Raw genomic sequence first — 26,050 nt, 5'->3', positions numbered from 1 at the left:
GAATAATCTCACTTGCGAAAATTGTAGAGCGATGCTCGATTGCTCAACCTCCTAAAAGTTATTGTATTGGTAAACCTACTCTTGGAGCGCGCACCAACATGTCCCGTTGTGACGAAAAGTCCCGTTTTCACTGGCGGATGCTGGTAGTCCCACTAAATGAACATCCTTCACCTAACGACTTCTCTGCCCAACGAAATCGTATTTCTGTCCGATGTGCTCGAAATGGGCTGCCACAGTACATTCAAGCTCAGTGGAAGTCCGCCTGTTGTGATTCTAGGCTCTCATCGCTTGTTGCAAGAGGAGCAACAACCAAAGTGGAATGTAACAGAGGCTGTCCGAGAATTTTTGGCCGGCCCTGAATCGAACCAACTCGTGCAATGAAAACGAGTCTCACACAATTGGCTGGTTTATGTGGAAGCAACTTGGTTTAATCGCTCTTGCCATGGCTTTATTGATTGGCCGCATTCTGTATAGCCAGTTCCGAACGCCGTCCGAGTTTGTATCTGGGATGCTGGAAGCTGACCAGATTCACGTAGGTTCGCGATTGGGAGGTCACGTAGGCCAAATGTTGGTCAAAGAAGGAGACACAGTCGTCCAGGCAACACCGTTGGTCGAGTTCGAGCCGTTTGATTTGCGAGAACGATTCCAGCAAGCCGCAGCCGAGCTGGCGGCCCGTGAGTCCGAATGGAGGAAAATGCAGGCAGGCTTTCGTCCTGAAGAGATCGACCAGTTTGAAGCCCGTTACCGACAACTGGTGGCCCCATTAAGCCTGACCGAAGAAGGACCTCGCAAGCAAGAAATTGCGGCCGCTCGCAACCGAGTAGTTGTCGCTGAAGCACAGTCTGAGCTGGCGGAACGCGAGTTCGTTGGCTTGTCTATTTTGCGCCAAACCCAAGCCATATCGGGCGATGAGTTAGACCAAGCAACTGCTAATCAAGCTGCCGCCAAAGCAAATCTGCAAGTCGGTCGCGAAGAATTGGAGATTCTGGAAGCAGGCGTTAGAGAACCGGAAAAGTCGCAGACCCGGGCACAAGTTGACGAGACAAGTCAACCGACAACGCCGATAGCGGGCTGATCGAGCAGATTTTTGAACTGGCACAAAAGGGCAGCTCGAAGGCTTGCTCAATCTCGAACGGCCAGAGCAATACCAAGTCCGTTTCCCGGACCTGCTCAAGAACGCGTAATAGAGCTTGTGGGCAGGCCATCACAAATAGGCTTTCTGTGCATACTGCTGAATCATGCGATGCGTGTTGAAAAATGAACCATTCAGTGCAATTGTGTGACGCATCACGTCGATGAACCGCCCCCGATCGTTGTAATACATGGGGATAATCGTTTGCTCAAGTTTGTCGTACAGCGAACAGGCTACCTGCGATCGCAAATATGCTTGACCATCATCAATGGCCCACCCCGTAACCCCTTCGATACAGCCTTCAATCCACCATCCATCTAGTACACTCAGAGACGGTACGCCATTGAGCGCAGCCTTCATACCGCTAGTTCCGGAAGCTTCCAAGGGCGGCTGCGGCGTATTGAGCCACAAATCCGAACCGGCTACCAGTGATTTTGCTAAACGCATGTCGTAATTAGGCAAGTACGAGACTGCAATGTGCCCCTTCAGTTGCTCCGCCTGACGAATGATGTTTTGGATTAACCGCTTGCCAAGGTCGTCCTTGGGGTGGGCCTTACCGGCAAACACGATTTGAATGGGGCCGCAACGCTTGACGATTTCGCGAAGTCGCTGCACATCCTCGAAAATCAAGTCCGGTCTCTTGTATCCCGTTGCGCGGCGAGCAAATCCGATTGTGAAATGATCGACGTCGAAGCCAGCATTGGTATCGCGATTGATTACTTCCATCAATTCCATCTTTGATTGCCGATGACTTCCCCAGACTTCAGTGCACGAAATAGCCACAGCAGAACGGAGGCTCGAACTATCGGAACGCCAGCCTGGGATGTGATGGTCGAACAGTCGTGCAAACGCATCACTAGTCCAAGTAGCCGCATGAACGCCGTTCGTGATGGAGTCGATCTTGTATTCAGCAAACATGTGCTGGGTGGTTTCACCGTGCATCTTGGCGACGCCATTCACGTAACGACTCATCGTTAGCCCCAAATATGTCATATTCAGGCGGCCGTTATGGCAGACCGGATCGTGCAGTTCGCAAGCTTCGCGGCTGCCGAGCACTCGGTCGACCAGATCGAGCGAGAACTGGTCATGACCAGCAGAAACCGGTGTATGTGTCGTGAACACGCATCGTTGGCGAACCGCTTCCATGTCCGACAGCTCAAGCATCTTCCCACCGGCCCGCTCGCGCTGCTCACGCAACAATTCGATTGTCAACAAAGCTGCATGTCCTTCGTTCATGTGAAATCGTTCGATCAAGTTATGCCCGTGGGCTCGCAATACCCGAACGCCGCCAATCCCTAGAACCACTTCCTGGCATAACCGATAAAAGTCATCACCACCATATAGCCAGTTCGTAATCTTCCGATCTTGCTCGTCGTTCTCCTCCACATCTGTATCTAGGAGATAGACCGGAACGATAAAGCCACTCACACCTACGACATCAAATTTCCAGACGCGTATTTTTACCTGACGACCTTCAATCACCACCGGAATTATTCGTTCGCTACGTTGTAATAGGTCGTCAATCGCCCAGCGCACCGGTTCTTCGACTTGCCAGCCGGATGGATCAAAGCGCTGAAAGAAATATCCCTGGCGATGCAACAACGTCACGGCAACCATGGGAACTTGCAAGTCGGCAGCCGCACGCACGGTGTCGCCGGCCAGTACACCCAGGCCGCCGGCATAGGTCGGAATGTCCGGTTGGAGTCCAATTTCCATGGAAAAGTAAGCGATTCGGCAGCCATTAGTCATTGAAACCGCTCCCTGAACACATCAGCCCTCGAGTTCCTTGTCCCATTGGCTTGCAACGCCGCACATCGAATCGTGCAGTTGGGGCGTTGCCTGCGGAGCTGATCTTGAGAACGATTAGCCGTCCTGATTCGTCGAATTGACGGTAGCCGTGGCTCCGGTATTGCTTGAGATTCGTAGTGGTTGATTGGGTTGCGATGTGATAACGCTGCAAACAGCCTCAGTTTGCTGGGTTGAAGCAGCCTTTTCCATACAACCGACTAGACCGAAAATGGTAAGTGGTAGCAATAGCAGATAGTGGACGTTATGGAGTTTCATTATCCTACCGTCGGCGAGAGAAGTTGTAAGGTCAATCACAGATCCTAACTACATTGAATTCGATGACCGCTGGAACCACTATGTCATCGGCAACACACCTGTGCGTCGGCGCGCGCTATATTCTGCAATGAAAGACTCTCCGAATGCATCAGATGATTGTCCAAATTTTCATCGAGGATTCCACCATGTCATAAGCTCGGATTCGAAAGCAGAACTTGGTGTTTGCTAGCTACAATCCGTCGATCGCTTCATTCTTCCGTGCAATAGCATCCGTTTCAGGGACTTCGGTCATTGTCGCTTCGGTCAACAACAGTACGCTTGCTACCGAAACGGCGTTCTCAAGTGCAGTACGCACGACCTTTGTTGGATCGATGATGCCAGCTTCAACTAGATCGACATATTGATCTTGCGCCGCATCTAAGCCGTAATTGCCTGTGCCGGCGCGCATTTGAGCTACGACGACTCCGCCGTCGACGCCGGAGTTTTCGGCGATTTGTCGGGTGGGAGCTTCGAGCGCGCGTTTGAGAATTCTTAGACCGGTACGCTCATCGCCATCGCAAGCTGTTTCTTCGTGCTGGACCGCTTGGATTGCTCGTAGAAGCGTGAGTCCACAGCCCGGTACAACGCCTTCGCTAATCGCGGCCCTAGTAGAGCTGATGGCATCCTCCAACGCCTCCTTGCGGCTTTTCATCTCCGCTTCTGAAGGGGCCCCCACTTTGATGACTGCCACGCCTCCGGCCAACTTGGCCAACCGCTCTTGAAGTTGTTCGCGGTCATAATCGGAAGTCGTCACTTCGATCTGCTTGCGAATCTCTTGACATCGATCGTAAATGTCCTTCCGATTGCCAGCGCCGCCGATAACCGTCGTCGAGTCCCGACAACTGACGACTCTTTGTGCTCTACCAAGGTCTTCAAGTTTGACGTTCTCCAACTTCAAGCCAAGTTCTTCAGCAATGAACTTGCCGCCGGTGAGAATTGCCAAGTCTTCCAACATAGCTTTGCGGCGGTCACCATAGCCGGGAGCCTTTACCGCAACGCAAGCAAGGTTTCCGCGAATCTTGTTCACGACCAGTGTGGCCAGCGCTTCGCCGTCGATATCGTCGGCAACGATGACCAGCGGTTTGCGTGTTTGTGCCATCTGCTCTAACAACGGGATAACATCTTTGATTTGGCTGACCTTCTTTTCGTAAAGCAGCACGGCCGGATCTTCCAGTACAGCCTCCATTTTCTCAGTATCGGTAACAAAATAGGGAGACAAGTATCCACGGTCGAACTTCATTCCCTCCACGACTTCCAACATCGTTTCAATTCCCTTGGCCTCTTCAACGGAGACGACGCCCTCGCCACCCACCTTTTCCATAGCATCCGCGACCAGTTCGCCCAGTGTCGCATTGTTGTGTGCGGAGATCGTCGCCACCTGCGCCTTTTCCTTGCGGCTTACGACAGGGTGGGACAGGGCTTTAATCGCAGTCACTGCGGCCCCTAGACCGCGATCCAGACCACGTTTGAGATCGATGGCACTGGCACCTGCCGTGACATTGCGCACGCCCTCGGTGTAAATTGCGTGAGCCAAGATTGTGGCAGTGCTCGTTCCATCACCGACGGTGTCACCAGTTTTCTCGGCTGCTTCTCTAAGCATCTGGGCGCCAAGGTTTTCGTCGCGATCCGCCAATTGTAACTCCTTGGCGATTGTCACTCCGTCGTTACAGACAATCGGTCGCCCCCATTCTTTTGCGATTAACACCGACTTTGACTTTGGCCCGAGCGTCACTCGGATCGCATCGGTCAATGCATTAACTCCGCGCATGATTTTTTCGCGTGCTGCCTCCCTGAATAACAGGTGTTTGCTGGACATAGGTAGTGATCCGCTCCCTTCAGACTAAGAATCAAGGTTCTGGGTCTGAACTAAGAAAGTGTTTTCTCGAACATTGAACAACTGCAATATCTCACCTGCCTCGTCCGCTGTCTGAGGTAGCCCAGGATTCACGGACACAGCGACACCTAAAATGACGCGACTTAAAGTCAACCTCAGGAGAAGGCAAGATGGCCGGAAGGAATGTCTTGAATACAACATAACCCGGCTCCCTTGGTAGATGTGCGGACTGCGCGATAGACTTGGTGTCGTGGGAAGAGTTGCTTTGCGCTAATCACACGATTGTTTCCATTCGCGATCATGCAACCAATCGAGACCACTTCGATTTTTCAGGTAGTGATTTCCGCTAGCCGGTCATTGCATGTAGGCAATTTCGACCCGTAGCATCTTGGCGGAATCCGCCATTACAAAATGCGACTTACCGCGATGTCACGCTTTCTCCCAACCAACAAAATATTGCCAGTCACCGAAGTTGTAATCGATCCCGTGCACGTAGAAATTAGTATCCGCTGGGATCAACGACAATCGGTCCGTCGCTGTTTGTTCCCCGAACGTTGTCGCGTTGTGCAGCCACAGATTTTCGCCACGCGCCCCTTAACAGAAATTGCTAGGGGGAAGTATGCGCACCCAAGCTCTTTGAGGATTGACATGAACACGAGGTACAAGTGCCTAGCACTGATCATCTGCAGTTCCCTGACTTCGCAAGTATTGGCAGGTCTTCTACAGAATGCTAGTTTTGAAGCACAAAGCGGTTATGCAGCCGGCGCACAGGGCGTCATGCCGCCCGGTTGGCAGGCTACTGATTTCACTTCGCCTGACCTGTACAGTACCGACGGTTCGTTCGGATTGCCTCCCGGCATATTCGGGAATTTCAACGGAGTTGCGGCGCAAGACGGCCTGGGATGGGTAGCAGGGGCCGGTTCGACGTCTTTGACAGAATCGTTCGGGCAACTTCTCGCCCAAAGTCTTCAATCGAACGTTGAATACTCTATTAGTGCGTATATTCGGCAGGCGAAGCGATTTGATCTCAACAATCCCGGCTCCTATGAAATTTTGCTCAACAGTTCGAACTCGCTGACTGGGGCGGTGCACCTAGTTACGCTGGCCCCAACGACAGGCGCGGATGCTTGGGAATTCGTGACTGCTAACTTTACCGCACCCGCCGGTGCTAATACACTTCCCTGGATCATCTTTCGCCCCTATGCTTCTGGAGCAAATACTACCTCTTACCCTGGTCTGGACAACGTCCTATTGGAGAGCGTTCCTGAGCCAGCCAGCAGTTTGTTGGTGACGCTCGCGTTGGCCAGTTTGGGTTGTTTTCGACGATTTCGAAATCAAGTAAATTGATCTAGCGACGCGGACTGTGTCTCATACTGGAGTTCCGTATTTCGGCACGCGCACCATCGTTCGACCATCCTCCGGCCGAAGCGACATGGAAAGGCACATGCTCTTCTTGTGCTCGCATTTTCTACTTGATGGAGCAGTGCCGTGGCTGCTGTGGCTGTCGCAAGGGGTTCCCAAGTGGAGTTGATAGTTTGGAAATGGCCATTTCGGGCCTAGCGGTCCAAGAAACAAGCGCCATTCCTGCCCCCCAATTAACGCTGAGTTTACTAGAAGGAACGACGCCCTGACAGTCAGCGAAAAGTCATACAGATCCCAGCCTCCGAGGCGTGGTCCGAACGGTCGCAAGACCAGCGAGATCGGACGCAGGCTATCAATACTAGGGATTGATTTTCATCTTATTGTCGACTGCGGTTACCCCGGGAGCTGCCCAGGCCGCGTGTTGAGCCACCTCAAATTCCGCCCATGAACGCACGTCGCCACGAAGAGTGACCTTGCCATCGTGCGTTTCAACATCGATCCTTCGAGCGTCGACGTCAGCGCTGCGGTGGAAGGCTGCCACGATCTTGTTCTTCACATCTTTCGGAGAGGCGTGGGCCTTGATTGTAAGCTTGTTGATTACGGCGATAACGCCAGAAATGTAGCGTACGGCATCGTATGCTGCATCGCGTTGATATTTCCATTCCACTTCTCCATCAAGCGTCACCCGACCGTTGTTCACCACGATCTTGATGTGGTCATCGGGAATAGAGTAGGAGTTCTTCAGAGCGCTAACGCATGCTCGGGCAATGTCTTCATCCGTTCGCATAGCACTGCCTGGTAGCCGCACGTCCAGTTCGTCGGCAACCGCCTTTACGCCAAACACTCGCTTGGCAGCTCTTTCGGCTGCGAATTTTTCTCCGAACGAAGGCACATGTCCAGTCAACGTCACAATACCGTCTTTAGCGCTTATTCCGATATGAGCCTCATCGACACTTGGCTCCCATTGCAGTTCACTCTCGACGTCGCGTTTCAATTCACTATCACTCTTCATCCTTTGACTCCTCTGTAAGGCCTTGCTTGGTAGGATGTACACGTGTTGGAATCTCGTTGCTCTTGCCTGCAGGACTGTTACAAGTCGGTCAGCATGAAATCGCGAAGCATATCTAAGCCTGCTCAACAGAACAGCCAGCCGCTAACTGATGCAGCAGCCAACCACAGAACCTGAATTCCGTTAGTTAATTGTCTAGCTGACTATCGTCGATGAAATCATTCTTTCAACGATAGTTAGATGGTGAAAATCACCAGTGCACCACGAACAGCGGCCGACATTGACATGCAATTTGAAGATCAGGAATGAAAATCTCCATTCGCTGTGGTATATCGGCCACTATAAACTGTGGGCGGCATGAGACCAACGAACTGATAATTCCAATGTTCGCCTTGGAAGGATAGCTCATAGAGTGCGATACTTGAGATAAAAGATTGTGGATTCTCGCCCTTCGCAGCTAGGAGTCCACTGTCACTGCGACGTACCGGACACATCAGATCTTGCGGTAAGTATTGTGGAGAGACGCGGAACTGCTGAATATGCCCGTCAAAAGGTCCTCCCATGAACGTGATGGGGTAGAGCAATTTCAGTTGCCGTGTGTTGATCTTCCGATGCGCGGTCATGAGTGACCCCTCCTGACTAAAATCCTCGAAATATCCATGGCAGTTTTCCGCGAGGCACCGGGAAACGCTAATTTGATTTTTGGATAGGGCTGTCGCCATCAACGGTGGTTAGCCGTGTAAGGCGAATTTGCGGGATCATTGTGTGCAACACCGCCACCTGAGGCCATCACCGCTCAGACCAAACTAAATTGGTGAAAATCACCAGTCGATGGTATCAATGGATACCCGAAACCGATCTTGGTGCCTTTAGTCGCCCTGCGAACTACTCGCCGCGGTACACCACAAATATGGTGGAATCCGCCACTGGCCATTGGAGAGTCTACCGACATTCATTGCATTTTCACTTTCTAAAATGAAGGATGTTTGGGGGCTACCCGATTCGAAGCTTGGTACGGCTTGTGTCGCTGCGGAGTGCCACCCTCGAACCTCTAAATGATATGAAAGGAATATCGAATGGACACTTTCGGCATGACTGATCTTCGCCAACTGATCGACACTTCACAGAAACCATGCGTCACCATCCTGACACCTACGCACCTGAGTGGACCCAACGACGAGCAGGATATCGTGCGACTTAAGAATCTCGTTAAACAAGCAGAAGATGAGTTGTCGGATGGCTGGCTGGCGAAGAGTGAAGCCCACAAAATGTTAGCGCCTCTACGGGACATTCCCGAGGATCACGAATTCTGGGCCAAGCGGAGTTGCGGCTTGGCCTTGTTTCTTGACCAGTCAGGACTGCGGCGGTTTCGTGTGCCCATCTCGCTTGATGAACTGGTTGTGGTGGGCACCGTGTTTCATGTCAAGTCGCTGTTGCCGCTAATTGAAAGCAACCGATACTTAATTCTTGTGCTCAGTCAACACAGCGTACGACTTTTCGAAGCTGGGGAGCATCAGATCAAAGACATCGTAGTGGCGGATCTCCCCCAGCGAATGGAAGAGTCGCTGAATTTGGTCAGCGTGGATGGTGGATCGCAATCCCACTTCGCAATGAAAGCTGGAAAAGGAAAGGAGACCTCTGTCTTTCATGGGCAGGGCGGCAAGAAGGATACTCACAAAGAAGAGCTTATCCACTTTTTTCGGATGATCGACAATGCATTGCAACCGATCTTACGTGACGAATCCGCTCCGCTGGTACTGGCGGGCGTCGACTACTTGCTGGCTCAATTTCGCCAAGTAAGCCGGTACCCCCACATCGCCGTGCCGGAACTGAGGGGCAACTGTGATCGGTTAAGTGCTGAACAAATACATCAGAAAGTGTGGCCACTTGTCAAACCACTTCTGATCCAAGAGCGGCAACTGGCAGTCGAGAAATTCAATAATCTGGCTGGCACAGGACTCGCCTCCGATGAGCTTGGGCAGTTGTTGTTGGCCGCTTTCTACGGCCGCATTGAGACTCTTTTTATCGCGCCCAAGCAATATCAGTGGGGGACTTGTGATATGCACGGCCGCATTGTCGCGGTTCATGGATCAAGGCAGCCCGGTGACGATGACTTGACGGAAATAGTGGCCGTTCAAACTCTGTTACACGGCGGCAAAGTGTATGCAGTCGCAGGCAATGAAATGCCGTCGACGCAACACGCTGCAGCGGCCGTGATGCGATACTGATATAGCGCAAACGCTGCTTGGGCGTAGTGGATTCCACCATAGCGAATTCAATTACTACCCGATTTGCCGCGCAGCTGCGAACCAGATAATGACTACGAATTAAAGAACTTGGATGGAATTCTCCAAACGCTCTTGGGTACGATTGCATCGATAACAGCTTCAATTTTAGGGTTGCGAAGCCATGCCAACGATCGAGCTTGAAAGGATTGCCCAACAATCACACAGAACCGAACTGAGTCGTGACTGGCAGCGGTTTCGAGCTGTCCAACGGCTCGCTGCCTTGAAGTTACAAGGTTCCCGCTACTATTTTGTACGTCAGGTAACGTGCGAGGTGCAGGGGCAAGTGTTGATTTTGAAGGGGCAAGTTCCGAGCTTCTACATGAAGCAAATCGCCCAAACGCTCGTTCGTGACTTGCTGCGGGACGGACTGGTCCTTGACAATCGAGTCGAAGTAGATTCGCGATAGGCGATGCTGACCCGCTTCCCCACAACAATTCACGGCCAAACTCGAAAACTTCAACTAGTCTCTCCTATGTTCGCCATGTCTTGTACACGCAGGTCGCAGATTCAATCCCTGCGAGCAGTTTGCATCATGAGCGACCACCTGAAATCCTGCGGCGCACTGCGATTATTTTCACACATTCGCAAAACTCGATGACTCGCTCGGCTCCCTGATTGATGCATGGTAAACTCTTCCACAGTGGGTTATCTCGAACCATCAGCTCAGCCCTTAGTATTGAGTGCGCGTTTATCCATCTGCTGCAAGCGTTGGCACTTCATAATGCTTGATTCCTCGGTCCCCGGATGAATGACCATTGGTAACGCCAACGAACTTAGTGGTTTTCACCATCTGAATTTCACGGCCTCCGCGATTCGTCAACTTAGGCCGATACCCAACAATCGTTTCTAAAGAGTGGTAACCATAGTCGGTGCCATAAATGAACACGAGTCCTTTGAAAGAAAGTAGGAGACTAGCATGTCTGGACTATTGAGTAGAACCAAAAGTGGCCTGACTGCACCTCAGCGGCGATCAATTTCACCCTTTCGCGAGGTGGAGAATTTCATTGAACGCTTCTGGAATGATGAAGGTGACGGTTGGGGCATACAAATGCTCGCACCTGCGCTCGATATGAGTGAGACAGCGGATGCGATTAATTTGCGACTGGACTTGCCTGGCGTCAACGCAAAGGAAATTGATATCCAAGTCAACCGAAATCAATTGACGATCAGCGGAGAGCGCAAAGTCGAGGAAGAAGAAACCGGCCAGACCTTTCATCGTGCTGAACGACGTGTGGGTCGATTTTCGCGGTCTGTTGTGTTGCCCTGCGAGGTATCGGACAATAATGTTGAAGCCAATTATCGAGATGGCGTATTGCGAATTAAGTTACCCAAATCACCGGAGTCGAAATCAAGGCATATTACGGTAACAACTTAATCGGAACTCGAGTCGATTCCAAGACTAACGAACACAGTCCATGGCCGGCCATAAAGATGCCGCAACATAGCAGTAGAGCACTTGGCCGGCCATGGTACTTGGCCCCTGGGGCTGCAGATTGACCATTTGAAAAATGGTAGTATTTTAAAGGCCGGGTTCACAGGAGGCGATTAGCCAACTATCGAGTGAATAGTAACCGCAGCAATTGGAGCTTACGGATTCAGGCGGGCTCCTAAGGAGACAGGGAGCGGGGAAGCAAGTTACCTGTTGATGCTCTATGACTCGCAGGGAGCCTTGAGCTCCCCCGAGAAACTGGACTGTACCTTTTTCTTTGTTCCGACCAAAGCTGTATGAAAACGCATTCACAAGAACTTCCGCACGAAGAAAACAGCTTCAACAAACCTTGGCTGGTTGCGGTATGGCCTGGCATGGGGCAAGTGGCTGTCAGTGCGGGTTACTATTTGGTGGCTAAACTGCAGATGGAATTGTTTGCTGAGTTGTCACAACATGAGTTTTTTGATGTCGAACATGTGGAAGTTAAAAGCGGACTGATTAAGGCGGGACGATTACCTCGCAGTCGTTTGTTCGCGAGCAAACACCCCGACAAACGAATGGAGATCATTGTGTTCATTGGCGAAGCGCAACCCCCTAACGGCAGGTACGCGTATTGCAAACGATTGATAGACGTTGCGCGTGAAATGGGAATTCAACGCGTGTTCACGTTTGCTGCGATGGCAACTCAAATGCACCCCTCTCATAATTCCCGCGTCTTCGGAGCGGCCGTCGATGAAGCCAGCCTGGATGAGTTGAAACGATTGAAGGTGAAAATCCTGGACGATTGCCAGATTGGAGGTCTCAACGGAATCCTTCTTGCCGCAGCCGCTGAACAAGAATTGCGAGGCACTTGCTTGCTGGGCGAAATTCCGCATATTTTTAATCATCTTCCGTTTCCCAAAGCTTCGTTGGCGGTATTAAAAGTTTTCTCCATGATTGCCGACATCGACATCGACACCACGGAATTGACCGATCAGGTGTGCGCCATGGACGGGAGATTGGGTGAACTCCTGGCGGACGTCGAGCGAATGATGCACTCCCCAAAACCGCCTGATTCAGAAGCAGCTTCCGAATTTGAGCCCCAGCAAGAGCTTGGACTGGAACACTCGGATCGACTCATCGACGAGAAAGCCCGAAAGCTCGTCGAGCGCCTCTTTTCGAATGCGCAAAAGGACCGTTCCAAAGCCTACGAGCTAAAGCACGAACTCGACCGATTGGGGCTGTATCAGGAATATGAAGATCGCTTTCTCGATCTGTTCAAGAATTCAGCATGACTCAATGCCCCGGACTGTTCTTGTGGCTTTGTCCAGATCTCTTCGGTATAAACGGGATGTTTGGAGAACGGGACGTTCTGCCTGCTCGCTACAGAGTGCAGAATCTTGGTTGAATTGGTTTTTGCTGGTGAATATTGTTCGACCCCGTCCAAATGGCGCTCGGCTTATTGGCATTATTCATCGGGATCGTGTGAAAGATTATTTGGCCTTCAAGCAAGGCATCTCACTTTCGATCTCAGAAGAAAAAAGACCGGCCTCGATCGGCATGTCCGACAGATCGTGAACGCAACACATTTGTCCGTGGCCGTAAGTGGGACCGTTGTGCTGGCCGTCATTGTTAACTTGATCGAGCTGCTGTGTGCGGCTGGTTTGCCTGCCTTGTACACGCAAATCCTGACGATTCAGGATCTGCCTGCCTGGCAAAATTACCGTTAGCTGGCGATCTATATCGCGGCCTACATGCTCGACGACGCGCTAGTGCTCACTGTGGTTGTAGCCACGTTCTCCCACCGTAAATTACAGTAAAAGGAGGGAAGCGGGCTAAAGCCAATCAATGGCGTCGTGATTCTGGTGCTCGGTCTGATCATGTTGTTTCGCCCAAACTGGGTGGAGTTTGGCGCTCTTTGAGGGACTGGCTTAGTGCTTCATTGGTTAATCGAATGTGGCCCAAAGACTTTAAGCCAAGTCCAATTGGAACTTGAGTATCTTTCTGTCATCAGTTCTGAGAATTTGGAACCCAAAACTGCGTGCCAATTCCAGCATGGCATGATTGTTGGACATCGTTTGCCCAACGATACGTTGAATGCCGCGCTGTTTGCAATGCCCTAGTAGCTTGTTCAGCAGTTGATGGCCGATACCGTGACTGTGCAAGTCCGAACGAACCACAATCGCGAATTCAGCCTCGCGGTGGTCGGCATCGGAGACAGCTCGGGCGACTCCCCAGGTCTCTGGCTTTCCAAGTTCATTTGTTCCAACAGCGATAAAGGCCATCTCGCGGTCGTAATCGATCTGGGTGAATCGGGCCAATGTTGAATGGTCCAAGTCGGCCACGGCCCGAAAAAAGCGGAAGTAGCGATCTTCAGCCGTAAGCCGATCGAGAAAATCGTGATGCGCCGCTTCGTCTTCCGGCCTGATCGGTCGGAGCAGCGCCTGCTTTCCTTCGCTCAACGTGATCCATTGCTCTTCCTGACTTGGATAAGGGCGAATCGCCAGCCTATCCTCTGCCTTATCAGCGGGACCTACGCGAATTCGGGCATCGAGGGCAACTACTCCTGAGGAATCGGCTAACAGCGGATTGATATCCAATTCCTCGATTTCTGGAAAATCACAAATCAACTGCGATATTTTGAGCACAACCAGTTGGATAGCTTCCAGATTGGCTGCGGGGACATCTCGATAGCCCTGGAGCGATCGGTAGACTCGAGTTCGACGAATCAAGTCAGCGGCCAGAACCAAATTAAGCGGTGGCAATGCGACCGATTTATCGTTGACAACCTCGACAGCCTTTCCTCCCTGTCCAAATAATAAGGTAGGCCCAAAAACTCGGTCGGTCATGGAACCGACGATCAACTCCTGTGCTTGCGGACGATGCACCATCGGCTGTACCGTAAAACCAGCCAAATGCGCGGTAGGATGTAGTCGCTGAATGCGATTCCGCATGGCCTGGGCAGTCTCCATGAGTTGACTTCTCGACCCAATGTTTAACTGCACGCCTCCTACATCACTCTTGTGCGTGATATCGGGTGACAAGATTTTTAACGCTACCGGAAATCCGGTCTGGTCCGCAAGCTCGACTGCTTCTTCCACCGTGGCGGCGACTTTCGTTTCGACCACAGGAACGTGATAGGCTTTCAAGACTTCGTTGACTTCGGCTTCCGTTAAGGCTTGTCGGCATTCTCCCAAAACTCCCGAGAGTATCTGGCGAACTCGTCCCTGATCACAACTAAACTCTGCGGGCACTGATGGGGGAGTTTGCATCAATGCTTGTTGGTTGGCTTGGTAGTCGACCATTAACATGAAGGCTTCGATTGCCGCCTCGGGAGTCTCATAGGTGGGAACTTCCTGTTGTTCAAAATGTCGCCGCGCCCCATTCACGGAATCTGCACCAAGCCAGCAGGTCAGGATTGGCGTATGCGTGTGTTTGATTTCTGTCACGACACTGCGAGCCACCGACTGATTATCGATAACCGCAACCGGAACCAGCATGACCATAATCGCGTCGCAATTGGAATCATTGAGTAGAATTCGCAGCGCTGCTACGTAACGCTCGGAATCGGCATCGCCAATGATGTCTACCGGATTCGTTTTCGACCAATTGGCCGGCAGGATGCGGTCCAGAGCTTCAATCGTGGAAGCTTCCAACTCAGCCAGCTTGCCACCGCGCGAAATGAGTGCATCGGTTGCCAGCACTCCCGGCCCGCCACCATTGGTCAGAATGGCAAATCGGTTACCGGCAATTGGCCGCGCCCGTGCCAGTGTTTCGGTCGCGGCCAGTAAAGCTTCGATCGAGTTCACACGCACCATTCCCGCTCGCCGAATGGCGCTGTCAAACACGTCATCATTGCCAATTAATGCGCCGGTATGCGAGAACGCTGCCCGGGCGCCCTCTGTGAATCGTCCGGCCTTGAGTACCACCACCGGTTTGTTGCGCGAGGCTGCCCGCGCTGCGGACATAAACTTTCTGGCTTCGTCAATCGACTCAATGTACAGCAAAATTCCATTGGTTTTTTGATCATTGCTCAAGTAATTCAAGAGGTCACCAAAATCCACGTCCAGCGCGTTGCCCAAGGAAACGAAATGTGAGAATCCGATTCCTCGCGACCTAGCCCAATCGAGCAGTGTCGTGCATAAGGCCCCCGACTGTGAAATCAGTGCCAATCGACCTAGCAAGGAATCGGTGTGGGCGAAACTGGCATTGAGTCCAAGATGGGGAACGATCAAACCGACACAGTTGGGCCCAAGGATTCGCAGTCCGAAAGGTCGGGCGGCTCTCAGTATCATCTGGTCGATCGTTGTCGTTTGCTCCGTCTGGTTCAAGTTTTCCGAGAATTCAGCATCCACCTGTCCAGAGCACCCTTGAGAAATGGTACCGACCGCCGTGAACGGTTGTTGGGTACCTGCGCTGAGGACGACCGCCGCACGTGTTCCTATCTCACCCAACTCGCGAATCAAGGTCGGAATCGTGGGAGCTGGCGTAGCAATTATCGCCAGCTCCGGTGCCGCTGGCATCGCGGCTATGCTTGGCCAGCATTGTTGTGAGCCAATTGAAGGGTATTTTGGGTTGACCGGCCAGATCGGTCCGCGAAAACCTGCTTGCAATAAATTTTGCAGCACGACAAAGCCAAGTTTACCCTCCCTATTGGAGGCTCCGATCAAAGCCACAGAGTTCGGTGCCAGCAGGTGTTCAAGATTGAGAACGCTCATGTCATTATGGGTATTGAACCTCGAACAGAAATAAGGCTTCTAGCTTCCCACATTCAAAGCCTGACTTATCCGTTTTCGAGCACCCATTGCGCGGCGTAGCGATTGAGTTCCGCCGAATTAGCCACATTCAGCTTGATCTTCAGCTTCTCTCGATACGTGTCAATCGTGTGTACGCTAAGAAATAGTTTCTCAGCAATGGCACCAGTCCGATTGCCCTGGCCGATCAAGGTTAAAACCTCCAATTCTCGGTTGGACAGGCTTTCAATCGGTGACTTGCCGGGTGAAATCATACCTCCGACCCTGCTCTTTAGAATTCGGTCGGTCATCGCGGGACTCAGATAGGTTTTGCCATCGAGAACAGTACGAATGGCGGTAATCAATGTCTCGCGTGCGGTCTGTTTGTTGAGATAGCCCATAGCACCGGCTTGCAAAGCCCGCTCGGCGTACACGGCTTCGTCATACATGGAGTTGATCAGCATTTTTGTCGTCGAGTTTCGTTCGCGAAGACGTTTGACCAGATCGATTCCATGGCCGGTCTTTAGCGAGATATCGATGATTATCAGATCTGGCGAGAGTTCATTGGCCAGTTTGAATGCCAGCTCGATATCGTCTGCTTCACCACAGACTTCCAGGTCCGGCTCGTTGGAAATTTGTGCCGACAACCCATCCCGCATCATGGGATGATCATCGACAATCAAAATTCTTGCAGTACGGGTTACGTTTCGCTTCATCAAGTGACTTGTCATTTTGTGGTACTTTCTCGATAGACTTTACAAGTTACCAGTGTTCCACCACTGTCCCCCGGGGTGATCATCAGGTGGGCACCAATCAATCCAGCTCGGTATCTCATACTCCTTAGTCCCAAACCATCTGCTGCCGCGAGGGAATCGAAGCCGATACCATCATCCGCAACTTTGAGTAAGAAATTCCCTTCATCGGTTTCCTGGAGTTCGATGAGTATATGTTGCGCTTGGGAGTGCCTCATCGAATTTGTCACAGCCTCCTGGGCGATGCGAAATAGATGCGTGGCTGTGGTACTGTCGTTGATGTTAACCGGTCGGTCGCATTTGAACGCGCACTTAATCTGTTTCAGACCATCGGTGCGCAAGGCCAACTCGCGCAACGCATCCATCAATCCACTGGAACCGAGCTGGATAGGAATTAAACCCCGAGAAATGGTCCTGACGTCCTGATGCGTTCGTGTCAGACCCGCCAAAATTTTTTGGGTCAGCTGGCAGCATTGTTCAACGCTGGGATTGGAATGGCGGTCCAATTCGCGTTGGAGATTGCTTAGCAGCGTCTGAGCTAATAGGCCAATACCTGCCAGTTCCTGCTGCACACCGTCATGCAAGTCCTGCCCGATCCGACGCTGTTCATCCTCAGCAATTCCCAAAACATCCCGCTGCAGGTTTTTGCGCTCGCTAATGTCGCGGATAATTCCCGTGAAGAGGCGGAGATGAGGAATCTCGCTGACGTTCAGGTCGATCGGAAAGGTGGAACCATCTTTCCGTTTGCCAATGACCTCGCGACCGATACCGATAATGCGGGCTTTGCCAGTTTCCAGATAACTCTTGATGTAGGAATCGTGTTCGTCGCAATAGGGATTCGGCATCAAGATTCGGACGTTGCGACCGACAAGTTCAGCTGTCCCGTAACCAAAGAGTCGCTCAGTAGCAGGGTTCGCCGAGACAATGTTACCGTGGTGATCGATCGTAATGATCGCGTCGGAGGTGGTGTTAATGACGGCTGCCAACCGCTCTTCTCGATCATGTGCGATCTGCTCAGCGCGCTTGCGATCGGAAATATCAATGCAGAATTCTACGCACTGGTTTTCGCCCAGAGCACTGCCGGCAAACAATAGCAGTTTCCTTGAACCGTCTTTTCGAAAATACTCTTTCTCATAGGGCCCCACCCGGCCGGTCGCGGCAAATTTTCGAATCTCCGCCAGGCTCGCCTCCACGTATTCGGGAGGTGTGAGTTTTTGCCAGGTCAACTCGCCGGACTCTAAATCTTCCCGGCTGTAGCCCATCATGTTCAAAAAGGTCTGGTTGGCGTCTGTCATTCTTGACGTGATTAAATCCCAAAACATCACCCCGACCGTCTCTACCGCCAGAACCTTCTTCTGTCGCTCATAGGCGTGACGCAATTCCATCTCGGTTGTTTGACGCTCGATAATGTCAGCCGCTTGACGCGCCAACAAGTCAAATAACAGCAAATCCAATTCGGCAGGTTGGTGCGGAACCCGAAAATGCGTGGAAAAGATGCCCAGCAATTTTCCCTTTCGGCTGATCAGCGGTGTCGATATCACGGCTCGGACATTAACACGCCGCATGGTCTCAAGTGCTTCTGTGCCAACAAAAATCGGACTTTGCTCGACGTCTTCGACGATGACTGGCTGGCCTCCTTGTAAGGCAGCGCCGCAAGCCCCAGTCCCCTCGGGAACCTCATTCCAGAAATCGAGCCACCACTGCGGAAACCCACATTGAGCCACTATTCTCAGGCGGCCGGTCGCAGGATCTAACAACTGGATGTCTCCAAAATCGGATTTAGCAAGGGCAATCGCCGTTTCGACAATTCCCTCAAGGACTGCCGACAAATTACCATCACCGGCCGAGAGCGTACCGAGTTGATGTAGTCGCGTCATCGCGTCCAGGTCCGCAGCAATCCGTGCTTCCCCCTGTCTGCGTTCGGTGATATCGGTATTGGTGCCAAACCATTTCTGGACGCGACCTCCCTGCTCAATCAATGGAACCGCTCGACACATGAAGGTTCGATACGTTCCATCGAATCGGCGCAAGCGGAATTCGGTTTCAAAGGGAGTCTGCTCAACAATTGCCTTGCGCCAAGAATTAAGTGTCGCCCCAACATCGTCAGGATGGATCGCCTTGCTCCATCCCATGCCTTGAAATTCCGCGAAACTCAAGCCGGTAAACTTTCTCCAAATTGGGCTATCTTCGACCACTTCTCCATCCTGATTGGTGGTCCAGGGCAGCAGTCCAGTCAGCTCAATTGCCATGCGATAACGGGTTTCGCTGGCGCGAATCGCTTCCTCTGACTGTTTCTCATGGGTCAGGTCCCGGAAGATGGCCAGAAAATTCGTCCGGCGACCCTGGCTGTCAAACAGTGGCGAAACGAACAGCTCAACAACGACGAGCGTTTGGTCTTTGCGTAGGATGACCAACCTAGCCAACGCCGCGAGTCCGGCATGCAATTCAGCCGTTATCCGTTCGATTGTTGCTCGCTCCACGAACTCCCCATGCAATCGCTGGGGAGTCTCGCCGACCAATTCCTCTGCCGCGTATCCGGTCAGTCGGCACATTGCATCATTGGCAAAGAGAATTGTGGGCTGCGGCCAGTCCACATCATCGCCAGTGATCAAAATGCCTTCATCGAGACGCGAGACTGACTCGGATAATAAATCGACGGAAATCGAGGTCGCGAAAGATTCCCCACCGCTCTGCTTTGCACCGGCGGGAACGCGCGCTCTTGAATCCGCGCGTTCATTTTGATGTGGAGACAATCGCGATGGCTCTTCTGGCAGCATAGAAAGAAGCTCCTACGGCTTCACCAATTCTAACCGTCAATAATCAGCTTCTCCACCGTACACCGATAATCATTCGGTGGAGCTTGAATCCAAGAACGCTATAGGGTTACATGGATTCATGCTAGCAGTTTTGATTTTTAGCGGAAAGTGGCGCTCCAGCGCCGTAGTGATTTCCAACGTGCGAAATGGTGGAATCCACCAGTATGGCGGATTCCACCATGTGAGCATTAAATTCAGCCCTGAACTCCCGACCTTTAACCGATTGGACAAGTGAAATGGCTGGAATCGGACGAGCTGTATTGGGTAAGACGTCGCTCAATGCTGAGTTCCAAATTAATACTGCCTCAAGCAAAATCGAATCGCTCGGTTTCGAGCCAAATCACTCCATTATTTCTCCGTTATATAAGTAGCAACAAACGTGAGACATACCCTGCTAACCCTGATGGCTTGATGGCCGCAAGCCCACTGTTGGCACAGGGCGCAACCAAGCCTGCACCGGGTAAGCAACAACCGCCAGTCTTCAGCAAAAAGGTGAAAAGCCCGCAGCATCAGCCGGACGGATCGTTATCGAAGTAGAGTGGTTTGTTCCACTCCCGCACGAGCCGGTGAGGTGGTTTGACAACATTCGATATTACTACCGTCGGGTTGAAGTGAAGTCGGCGGCCGACGAAATCGACAAGGCTGTCTCGTGGCTCAACCTAGCAACAGGTCACGCCATGCTCAATAACAGCGAGCAGTAGAAAGCCGCCAGGTCATGACCTGGCTGAAGTCGCCAAAGACCTGTGTGCTGGCAAGATCGGTTCCGCAGAGTAGCTGGATTCAGCACTGGCGAAGTCGGCTCATGCCCTGAGTCAATGGCACTTCCACAAGGCTAAGGTATCCTGGGGCAAGGGCGAAGTACAGGATGCCGGTCGAGACCTGGAGCAAGGGGATCAGTACTTACAACCTGCCGTAAGCTCGGCTCATCATCAATTTGGTCCCGATGCCAGAAAAGTAGTCACCACGTGATGTGACCACAGCACAGTCACTGGGTACGACGACACACTATGAGCATATTATGCTTGGCGAGGACCTTGAGGCGATCGAAAGGGCCATCAAGGCGCATGGTGACTTATTGTCGAAGGGATTGTGAAACATTTGCATTTCAGGATGATGCATTCCATTTCCCTCCCCACTCCGGGCTCGAAGCCGATAGATTTCGTTACGCTCTATTGCATGTACAAGGGAATGAAATGTGGGAAGAGCCGTGGCGGCTGACAGAACGGCGATCCAGCCTACGCGGCGGGCGCATTACGAAAGCAGTCGCTGTAGGCCAAGAAAGCTTGTGTTGAGCGTCGGGGTGCGATCGGTGACTAATTGTGCGGCGATTTCGCCGAGGACCGACGTGAATTTAAAGCCGTGCCCGGACAGGCCCGCGACGATTACCACGCTGGGGGCTTCGGGCAAGGTGTCGACAATGAAGTGCTCATCGGGTGTCATGGTGTAGTAACAACCTTGCCACTGAGCCAGTTGCCGGGTGACATCCGGCATGTAACGTTGCAGGAATGATTCAACCGCTTGTCGATCGTGGACATCGACGGGATGATTGGCTCCCTGAACGGTTTGGACTGGGGTGCCACCACTGTGCCGGGCTACTTTAAATCCTTGTCCACCGTGATCCGGAAAGCCGTAAAAGTAGCCCTCTGGAGTGTCGTAGAAGAAGCAGGGAAAGCCGCAACTGAAATGATAGGATTGTGGAACCTTGAACCAGTATACATACTTCCGCAGTACGCGCAACGGTAGCCGATAGCAGCCCAGGCAGTTATCGGCCCACGGTCCGGCGGCAATGACTAAACGCTGCGCTTGATAGCGTTGCCCGACGGTCTGAACGGTTACGCCCTGACTATGTTTATTCACCTGCCAAGCAACAACGTGTGTATTTGGCAGAAGTTCAGCTCCCGAGCGCCGAGCCAGTTCCAGGTGAGCAGACACACACGCTTCGACTTCTAAGAACCCCGCATCTAGCTCAAGAATTGCTTGCCAATCGTCTGGGCCTCGCACTCCGGGAAAGCGCGCAATGGCCTCGCGCATTGTCATTTCCTGGATGGGCAATTGATGCGTGCTGGCGCTGCGGCGGACGCCTGATAAGACACTGCCATCGGCCGGACCAACCTGCAGCAAGCCGGTTGGCCAATAGAGTTGCTTGCCGACGTCGCCTTCCAGTTGACGCCAGAGCTCATAGGCCCGTATGAGCAGCGGTACGTAGTCGGGGTGCTCGAAGTACGCCTTGCGGATAATCCGAGTCTGACCGTGCGAACTACCATGCATGTGGGGCGGAGCATATTGGTCAACACCCAACACGCGGTAGCCACCGAGCGCAAGCTGGTAGACTACCGCGCTGCCGACTCCACCTAATCCAATGACTACGCAATCGTAGCAGGCAGTCATCGGCGACTCCCTTCGCATGAGGCTCTATCTAGCAGTCGGGATCCGAAGATTGGCCAACTGAACTTTAATGATCGCTCAAATGCTGTACCTGGTATCCACCTCGGGACTTGAAGTACAGAATCAGGATAACATACGCGGCTAACATGATTGCTGGAAACAATGCCATGGCTCCCAGTGCCTTTTGGTTGCTGAGGTCACGCGCTTTCTTTATTTCTGTTTGCGCAGTTTCACGCCGATCTTCTGGCAGGCTGTCAATGGCGGTTTGCAACGCTGTGTCGTCGATCGCATCGTAGTTGATAATTTCATAAATGCTCTTCTTTTCGATGGCGGTAATCGTGTCGCCACTGACCAGACCCGTGATCTCTTGAGCGACCGGTGATTGAGCAACCGCCGCAATCTGCTTGTCAGCCTGCAGAGAACCGATGTAGGGAAAGCCGAGCGTGCCCACGGCCAACATGCCGATCCCGCTAATGGCATTGAGCGTTAGGGCACCACCTTTGGGAGTCTGTTCGGCAACTACACCCAACATGGTTGGCCAGAAGAATGTCTTGCCGATGCCATACAGCGTCGCAGCGGCAAAGATCATCATGCCGGAGGTTGCCGACAGCGTTACCAGCCCCACGATGGCCAGTGCCGCACTCACGGCCAGCAGGCCTAGTGGCGACAAGCTGTGCACGATCGGTCCAGCAAAAAACCGCAAGATCATCATGATGACCGAGGTGTAGATCAGTACCCACCCCGGATGGAACTTACCTTCGGCAACCCCTTCCATAATTCCAGTGATCCAGCCGTCGGTTCCGATCTCCGTCGTGGCCAGAGGCATCATGATCAACACAAGGAAAAACATCAGCGGGCGACCGAGCGCTCGTGTATAAGCTCCGAATGCCAGCACGATGGCCACTCCAATGCCAACAAAAACCAGCCTTTTGGTGTCGTCGATCGGTGCAAAAAAGTCCATCAATTGCAAAGTCACCAGGAATCCGACGACGGCGGCACCCAGCACGCCGAACTCGGACAGCATCTCTCGGTAGCTGACCCCAGCCGCCTCGCGTTCTTGAATGGGGAAATCTAAGCGGATTAGCATTAGGAAGTAGACCAAGGCGGGTATCGCCAAGATGCCAACTTTGATCCCCCACGGCAAGGTATCGATAAAAATAGTCACCATACCGGCCACGACCAACCCGCCTGGCCATCCAGCGTGAAGGATGTTGAGCCACTTCGTTTTCTCGCGACTAAATAGCGTGGCCACTACCGGGTTGATAAAGGATTCGACCGTCCCGTTGGCCAACCCAAGTATCAGCGATCCCCAGTACAGAAGTTGATAGGCAAGCTCCTTATTACCATCTTGAGAGATAAAGTAAGCGCTGACCCCCATCGCGGCCCAAGTAACATGCCCCAGGAAAGCGATGATCATCGATGTCTTGTAACCGATGCGATCGATGACCAGCGAGAAGCCAATGATGGAGACCGCGAACGGCCAGACGCCGATACCCGCCAGCCGGCCAGATTCAGCCGGATCGAGATTGAACTCAGTGGCCCAAGTGTTGATCAAGAACATCCGGGCGATAAAGCCAAATGCCGTCGTCACCAGCGCGATGAAGCATCCCCAGAAGATGGCGGTATCGTTCCTGTTACCTGTAACCATGTTTAATGTTCCTTGAGAGAGCCTTAGAGTCACGATTTTGGAAGCGGGGTGGCCTTTAGCCGACCTCAATAGCTGGCACAGTATAACCAGGAAGCCAACAGCCCAAAACAGTCCGCTGGCCACCTTAGCTTACATTTCAGACAAACTAGCTGGCGGCCGCTAAAGTTCGCCCAGCTTCGCGGTCCTGCGCGAAGCCACGCCCGCCAGCGTTTGGCATCTATTGACGTTCGGCTCAGCAGACAATGGACCTGGGCTGAATTCCACTCTCGGGCACGAATAGCGGACGTTCTAGCGTTCATGGGACTGTGCCAACCGCCAAATTGAAAAAATAGCCTTGCCGTTACTGGACTTAGACTTCCCCACAGGCATATCATGATGACGAACATGCTGGACTGAATCCAACCATCGGCCAGTTGCGAGAGGGTACTGACAGCAATTACCAGTCATTACCAAGTGGCTGGAGCTGGCGACCGCCCCCTGGCGACGATTGCTGCAAGTGCGAGTGCTTACCACCGTCTGGCGACGGTAGCTACTGGAGAGCGTAGTGGCGGTAGAACATGAGGGATTTTCTGAACGCACTGTCGGTACGCGCCGCACTCGGGTTCGGTTTGGTTTTCGTCCTCGCGTATTTCGGAATTCGCCTCATTGTGCTGGTACGCCGTTCGATCACTACAGGTGACACGAGCCAAACCGACTTGGCTGCTGAGTTTCAAGAAATGCGAGGGACAGGTGACATCAGCGCTGAAGAACTCCGAAATATACAGGCGGTGCTTGGAAGAAAGCGTGACAGCTCGTAATCTGACTGGACTATAATGTTTAGACGGATCACGAGAGTTGTGACGGCGTTGGCTCGCCTACGGCGAAGCTAAGGTTGGTCTGGGAGACTGAGCTTCCTTAGCACCGCAAGGAACCTTGGCTGGCAAGGTATCAGCAACCCGTCCCTGACGGTTGCCAACACCCGCCCAGCGCAGGTTTAGAACTTTTGCTCGAACCCGAGGACACGGATGCCCGGACCCGGCAGCAATCGATGATCGCCAACGATCAACGACTGAGGCATGGGGCCATCGAGCGACATTACGTGTTTCGGTGGCTGCAAAGCAATTTGCGGCTTAAACAATTTTCCCAATCGCAATCGGTGCACAGGTTGCCGGAGCAGTACGTGCCGGCCGCCGAGCAATGGATTGTGTAGAAATTCGAGCAAAGGAGTCGTGTATGCCTTCGGGTAAGGATGTCGTTGCCGGTCGTCGTGGTGGCAGCGCTAACAAGAAGAACGCTTTCTGTTCTTTCTGTCGCAAGAGCTATCGCGAAGTAGGACCGTTGGTTGAGGGTCCCGGAGACGTTTACATTTGCGGCGAATGTATTGAGCTGTGTCAATCCATTCTGGACCAGGAGACCAAGCGTCGCGGTCCAAGCAGCAAACTCTTTAGTGAAATTCCATCGCCGCGAGAAATCGTCGAACAGCTTGACCAGTATGTGATCGGCCAATCGCTGGCCAAACGCGTTCTGGCCGTTGCCGTTCACAATCACTACAAGCGCTTGTCGAGCGGTTGGAACGACAGCAACGTCGAAATCGAAAAATCCAACATCTTGCTAGTCGGACCAACCGGCAGCGGCAAGACGTTGTTGGCTCGCACGCTGGCCAAGATGCTCAACGTACCCTTCGCTATCGGCGATGCGACGACGCTGACTGAGGCCGGGTATGTGGGAGAAGATGTTGAGAATCTGCTTCTTAAGCTGCTGCATGCCGCCGACTTCGATGTCGAGGCTGCTCAACGCGGAATTCTGTATATCGACGAGGTGGACAAGATTGGCAAGACCAGCAACAACGTCTCGATCACTCGCGACGTCTCGGGCGAAGGCGTGCAGCAATCGCTGCTGAAGATGCTGGAAGGCACGGTAGCCAATGTGCCTCCTCAGGGCGGTCGCAAGCACCCCGAACAGCAGTACATCCAAATGGACACGACCAACATCTTGTTCATCTGCGGGGGAACGTTCGTGGGTGTCGAAGAGATCGTTCGCAAGCGGCTGGGTAAAAAGACGCTGGGTTTTGGTGTCGGTGGTCAAACGCATCGCAGCGATTTGACGGCGGCCGAACTCATGCCACAAGTCACCTCCGATGATATTCTAGAGTACGGGATGATCCCCGAGTTTGTCGGACGGTTGCCCGTGGTAGCTTCTCTGTGTCCGCTAGACGAAGCTGGTTTGATCCAAGTGCTCAGCGAACCCAAGAATGCGCTGATCAAGCAGTATCAAGCTCTGTTCCAGATGGAGAATTGTGATCTACACTTCACCGAAGCCGCTCAGCGAGCCATCGCCAGGCGCGCTATGCAAAAGTCCGTTGGCGCTCGCGGCCTACGCGGCATCGTTGAGAGCATCATGCTCGACCTGATGTTTGATCTACCCGATCAAGCTAAAGGTACACGTTTCGTCGTGGATATTGATCCGCTGGATGAGTCGATCAAGGTCTTTTCCGAAACATCCACCGAGAAGAAGAGCGCCTAGCCAGCTAGGCGCGTACCTATTTGCTACGATGAGGCTTGCCCAGCCCCGTTCCGAGCGCTGCTCGGCAGGGCAGCCTCT

Annotated in this window: 19 protein-coding genes; 10 read left to right on the top strand and 9 right to left on the bottom strand. The window is 52.7% G+C overall.

Annotated elements, in window-relative coordinates; translation table 11 throughout:
* The first annotated feature begins 442 nt into the window (after positions 1-442).
* Positions 443-1,075 (top strand): hypothetical protein, encoded by a 633-nt coding sequence (locus tag KF752_19655; protein ID MBX3423778.1) that lies wholly within the window; start codon positions 443-445, stop codon positions 1,073-1,075.
* A 129-nt stretch (positions 1,076-1,204) separates the two neighbouring features.
* On the opposite strand, the gene glgP is transcribed toward KF752_19655, so the two are convergent.
* Together glgP and groL are read right to left on the bottom strand one after the other, a co-directional pair.
* On the bottom strand, positions 1,205-2,881 hold the full coding sequence (gene glgP, locus KF752_19650) for an alpha-glucan family phosphorylase (protein ID MBX3423777.1): 1,677 nt from the start codon (positions 2,879-2,881) through the stop codon (positions 1,205-1,207).
* Between the two features lie 544 nt (positions 2,882-3,425).
* Positions 3,426-5,051 (bottom strand): chaperonin GroEL, encoded by a 1,626-nt coding sequence (groL, locus tag KF752_19645; protein ID MBX3423776.1) that lies wholly within the window; start codon positions 5,049-5,051, stop codon positions 3,426-3,428.
* Positions 5,052-5,717: 666 nt separating this feature from the next.
* Here groL and KF752_19640 point away from each other — a divergent pair.
* Positions 5,718-6,416: a hypothetical protein gene (locus KF752_19640; GenBank protein ID MBX3423775.1), complete on the top strand. Its 699-nt coding sequence runs from the start codon at positions 5,718-5,720 to the stop codon at positions 6,414-6,416.
* A gap of 373 nt (positions 6,417-6,789) precedes the next feature.
* On the opposite strand, the gene KF752_19635 is transcribed toward KF752_19640, so the two are convergent.
* On the bottom strand, positions 6,790-7,443 hold the full coding sequence (locus tag KF752_19635) for a BON domain-containing protein (protein MBX3423774.1): 654 nt from the start codon (positions 7,441-7,443) through the stop codon (positions 6,790-6,792).
* Between the two features lie 296 nt (positions 7,444-7,739).
* A complete protein-coding gene (locus tag KF752_19630; GenBank protein MBX3423773.1) occupies positions 7,740-8,063 on the bottom strand; it encodes a hypothetical protein in 324 nt (107 codons plus the stop codon).
* 468 nt (positions 8,064-8,531) lie between these two features.
* Between KF752_19630 and KF752_19625 the strand changes: the two genes are divergently transcribed.
* The 5 genes from KF752_19625 (at position 8,532) to KF752_19605 (ending at position 12,866) form a co-directional block, all read left to right on the top strand.
* Positions 8,532-9,668 carry a hypothetical protein gene (locus KF752_19625; GenBank protein MBX3423772.1) on the top strand — a complete coding sequence of 379 codons (1,137 nt, stop codon included), beginning with the start codon at positions 8,532-8,534 and terminating at the stop codon, positions 9,666-9,668.
* Positions 9,669-9,849: 181 nt separating this feature from the next.
* Positions 9,850-10,134: a hypothetical protein gene (locus KF752_19620; protein MBX3423771.1), complete on the top strand. Its 285-nt coding sequence runs from the start codon at positions 9,850-9,852 to the stop codon at positions 10,132-10,134.
* Between the two features lie 510 nt (positions 10,135-10,644).
* Positions 10,645-11,103, top strand: coding sequence for an Hsp20/alpha crystallin family protein (locus KF752_19615; protein MBX3423770.1), 459 nt, complete (start codon positions 10,645-10,647; stop codon positions 11,101-11,103).
* A 350-nt stretch (positions 11,104-11,453) separates the two neighbouring features.
* On the top strand, positions 11,454-12,431 hold the full coding sequence (locus KF752_19610) for a PAC2 family protein (GenBank protein MBX3423769.1): 978 nt from the start codon (positions 11,454-11,456) through the stop codon (positions 12,429-12,431).
* Positions 12,432-12,536: 105 nt separating this feature from the next.
* Positions 12,537-12,866 (top strand): hypothetical protein, encoded by a 330-nt coding sequence (locus KF752_19605; protein ID MBX3423768.1) that lies wholly within the window; start codon positions 12,537-12,539, stop codon positions 12,864-12,866.
* Positions 12,867-13,106: 240 nt separating this feature from the next.
* Here KF752_19605 and KF752_19600 read toward each other — a convergent pair whose 3' ends face one another.
* The 5 genes from KF752_19600 to KF752_19580 all read right to left on the bottom strand — a co-directional run bounded on the left by KF752_19600 (position 13,107) and on the right by KF752_19580 (position 23,470).
* Positions 13,107-15,854: a bifunctional acetate--CoA ligase family protein/GNAT family N-acetyltransferase gene (locus tag KF752_19600; protein MBX3423767.1), complete on the bottom strand. Its 2,748-nt coding sequence runs from the start codon at positions 15,852-15,854 to the stop codon at positions 13,107-13,109.
* A 65-nt stretch (positions 15,855-15,919) separates the two neighbouring features.
* Positions 15,920-16,585 carry a response regulator transcription factor gene (locus tag KF752_19595; protein MBX3423766.1) on the bottom strand — a complete coding sequence of 222 codons (666 nt, stop codon included), beginning with the start codon at positions 16,583-16,585 and terminating at the stop codon, positions 15,920-15,922.
* An 11-nt stretch (positions 16,586-16,596) separates the two neighbouring features.
* Positions 16,597-19,398 (bottom strand): PAS domain S-box protein, encoded by a 2,802-nt coding sequence (locus KF752_19590; GenBank protein MBX3423765.1) that lies wholly within the window; start codon positions 19,396-19,398, stop codon positions 16,597-16,599.
* A 1,290-nt stretch (positions 19,399-20,688) separates the two neighbouring features.
* A complete protein-coding gene (gene solA / locus KF752_19585; GenBank protein MBX3423764.1) occupies positions 20,689-21,825 on the bottom strand; it encodes an N-methyl-L-tryptophan oxidase in 1,137 nt (378 codons plus the stop codon).
* Positions 21,826-21,889: 64 nt separating this feature from the next.
* Positions 21,890-23,470 carry an MFS transporter gene (locus tag KF752_19580; GenBank protein ID MBX3423763.1) on the bottom strand — a complete coding sequence of 527 codons (1,581 nt, stop codon included), beginning with the start codon at positions 23,468-23,470 and terminating at the stop codon, positions 21,890-21,892.
* A gap of 557 nt (positions 23,471-24,027) precedes the next feature.
* On the opposite strand from KF752_19580, the gene KF752_19575 reads away from it, so the two are divergent.
* From KF752_19575 to clpX, 3 genes are all read left to right on the top strand, one after another.
* Positions 24,028-24,267, top strand: coding sequence for a hypothetical protein (locus tag KF752_19575; GenBank protein ID MBX3423762.1), 240 nt, complete (start codon positions 24,028-24,030; stop codon positions 24,265-24,267).
* A 185-nt stretch (positions 24,268-24,452) separates the two neighbouring features.
* Complete coding sequence (locus tag KF752_19570; protein MBX3423761.1) at positions 24,453-24,659, top strand: hypothetical protein; 207 nt, start codon at positions 24,453-24,455, stop codon at positions 24,657-24,659.
* A 23-nt stretch (positions 24,660-24,682) separates the two neighbouring features.
* A complete protein-coding gene (clpX, locus tag KF752_19565; protein MBX3423760.1) occupies positions 24,683-25,972 on the top strand; it encodes an ATP-dependent Clp protease ATP-binding subunit ClpX in 1,290 nt (429 codons plus the stop codon).
* Positions 25,973-26,050 lie beyond the last annotated feature (78 nt).

The organism is Pirellulaceae bacterium (assembly GCA_019636385.1).
Lineage (GTDB): Bacteria > Planctomycetota > Planctomycetia > Pirellulales > Pirellulaceae > Aureliella.
Note: the sequence above shows the minus strand (reverse complement) of the source record. Positions and strands in the feature narration are given on the sequence as shown.

Bases quoted from the DNA above. Each gene is read 5' to 3' on its own strand.
- KF752_19615 (MBX3423770.1), top strand. From the start codon at position 10,645: ATGTCTGGACTATTGAGTAGAACCAAAAGTGGCCTGACTGCACCTCAG.
- KF752_19630 (MBX3423773.1), bottom strand. From the start codon at position 8,063: ATGACCGCGCATCGGAAGATCAACACACGGCAACTGAAATTGCTCTAC.
- KF752_19610 (MBX3423769.1), top strand. From the start codon at position 11,454: ATGAAAACGCATTCACAAGAACTTCCGCACGAAGAAAACAGCTTCAAC.
- KF752_19655 (MBX3423778.1), top strand. From the start codon at position 443: ATGGCTTTATTGATTGGCCGCATTCTGTATAGCCAGTTCCGAACGCCG.
- KF752_19595 (MBX3423766.1), bottom strand. From the start codon at position 16,585: ATGAAGCGAAACGTAACCCGTACTGCAAGAATTTTGATTGTCGATGAT.
- solA (MBX3423764.1), bottom strand. From the start codon at position 21,825: ATGACTGCCTGCTACGATTGCGTAGTCATTGGATTAGGTGGAGTCGGC.
- KF752_19600 (MBX3423767.1), bottom strand. From the start codon at position 15,854: ATGAGCGTTCTCAATCTTGAACACCTGCTGGCACCGAACTCTGTGGCT.
- KF752_19640 (MBX3423775.1), top strand. From the start codon at position 5,718: ATGAACACGAGGTACAAGTGCCTAGCACTGATCATCTGCAGTTCCCTG.
- KF752_19625 (MBX3423772.1), top strand. From the start codon at position 8,532: ATGACTGATCTTCGCCAACTGATCGACACTTCACAGAAACCATGCGTC.
- groL (MBX3423776.1), bottom strand. From the start codon at position 5,051: ATGTCCAGCAAACACCTGTTATTCAGGGAGGCAGCACGCGAAAAAATC.
- KF752_19590 (MBX3423765.1), bottom strand. From the start codon at position 19,398: ATGCTGCCAGAAGAGCCATCGCGATTGTCTCCACATCAAAATGAACGC.
- KF752_19580 (MBX3423763.1), bottom strand. From the start codon at position 23,470: ATGGTTACAGGTAACAGGAACGATACCGCCATCTTCTGGGGATGCTTC.
- glgP (MBX3423777.1), bottom strand. From the start codon at position 2,881: ATGACTAATGGCTGCCGAATCGCTTACTTTTCCATGGAAATTGGACTC.
- KF752_19620 (MBX3423771.1), top strand. From the start codon at position 9,850: ATGCCAACGATCGAGCTTGAAAGGATTGCCCAACAATCACACAGAACC.
- KF752_19635 (MBX3423774.1), bottom strand. From the start codon at position 7,443: ATGAAGAGTGATAGTGAATTGAAACGCGACGTCGAGAGTGAACTGCAA.
- KF752_19575 (MBX3423762.1), top strand. From the start codon at position 24,028: ATGAGGGATTTTCTGAACGCACTGTCGGTACGCGCCGCACTCGGGTTC.
- clpX (MBX3423760.1), top strand. From the start codon at position 24,683: ATGCCTTCGGGTAAGGATGTCGTTGCCGGTCGTCGTGGTGGCAGCGCT.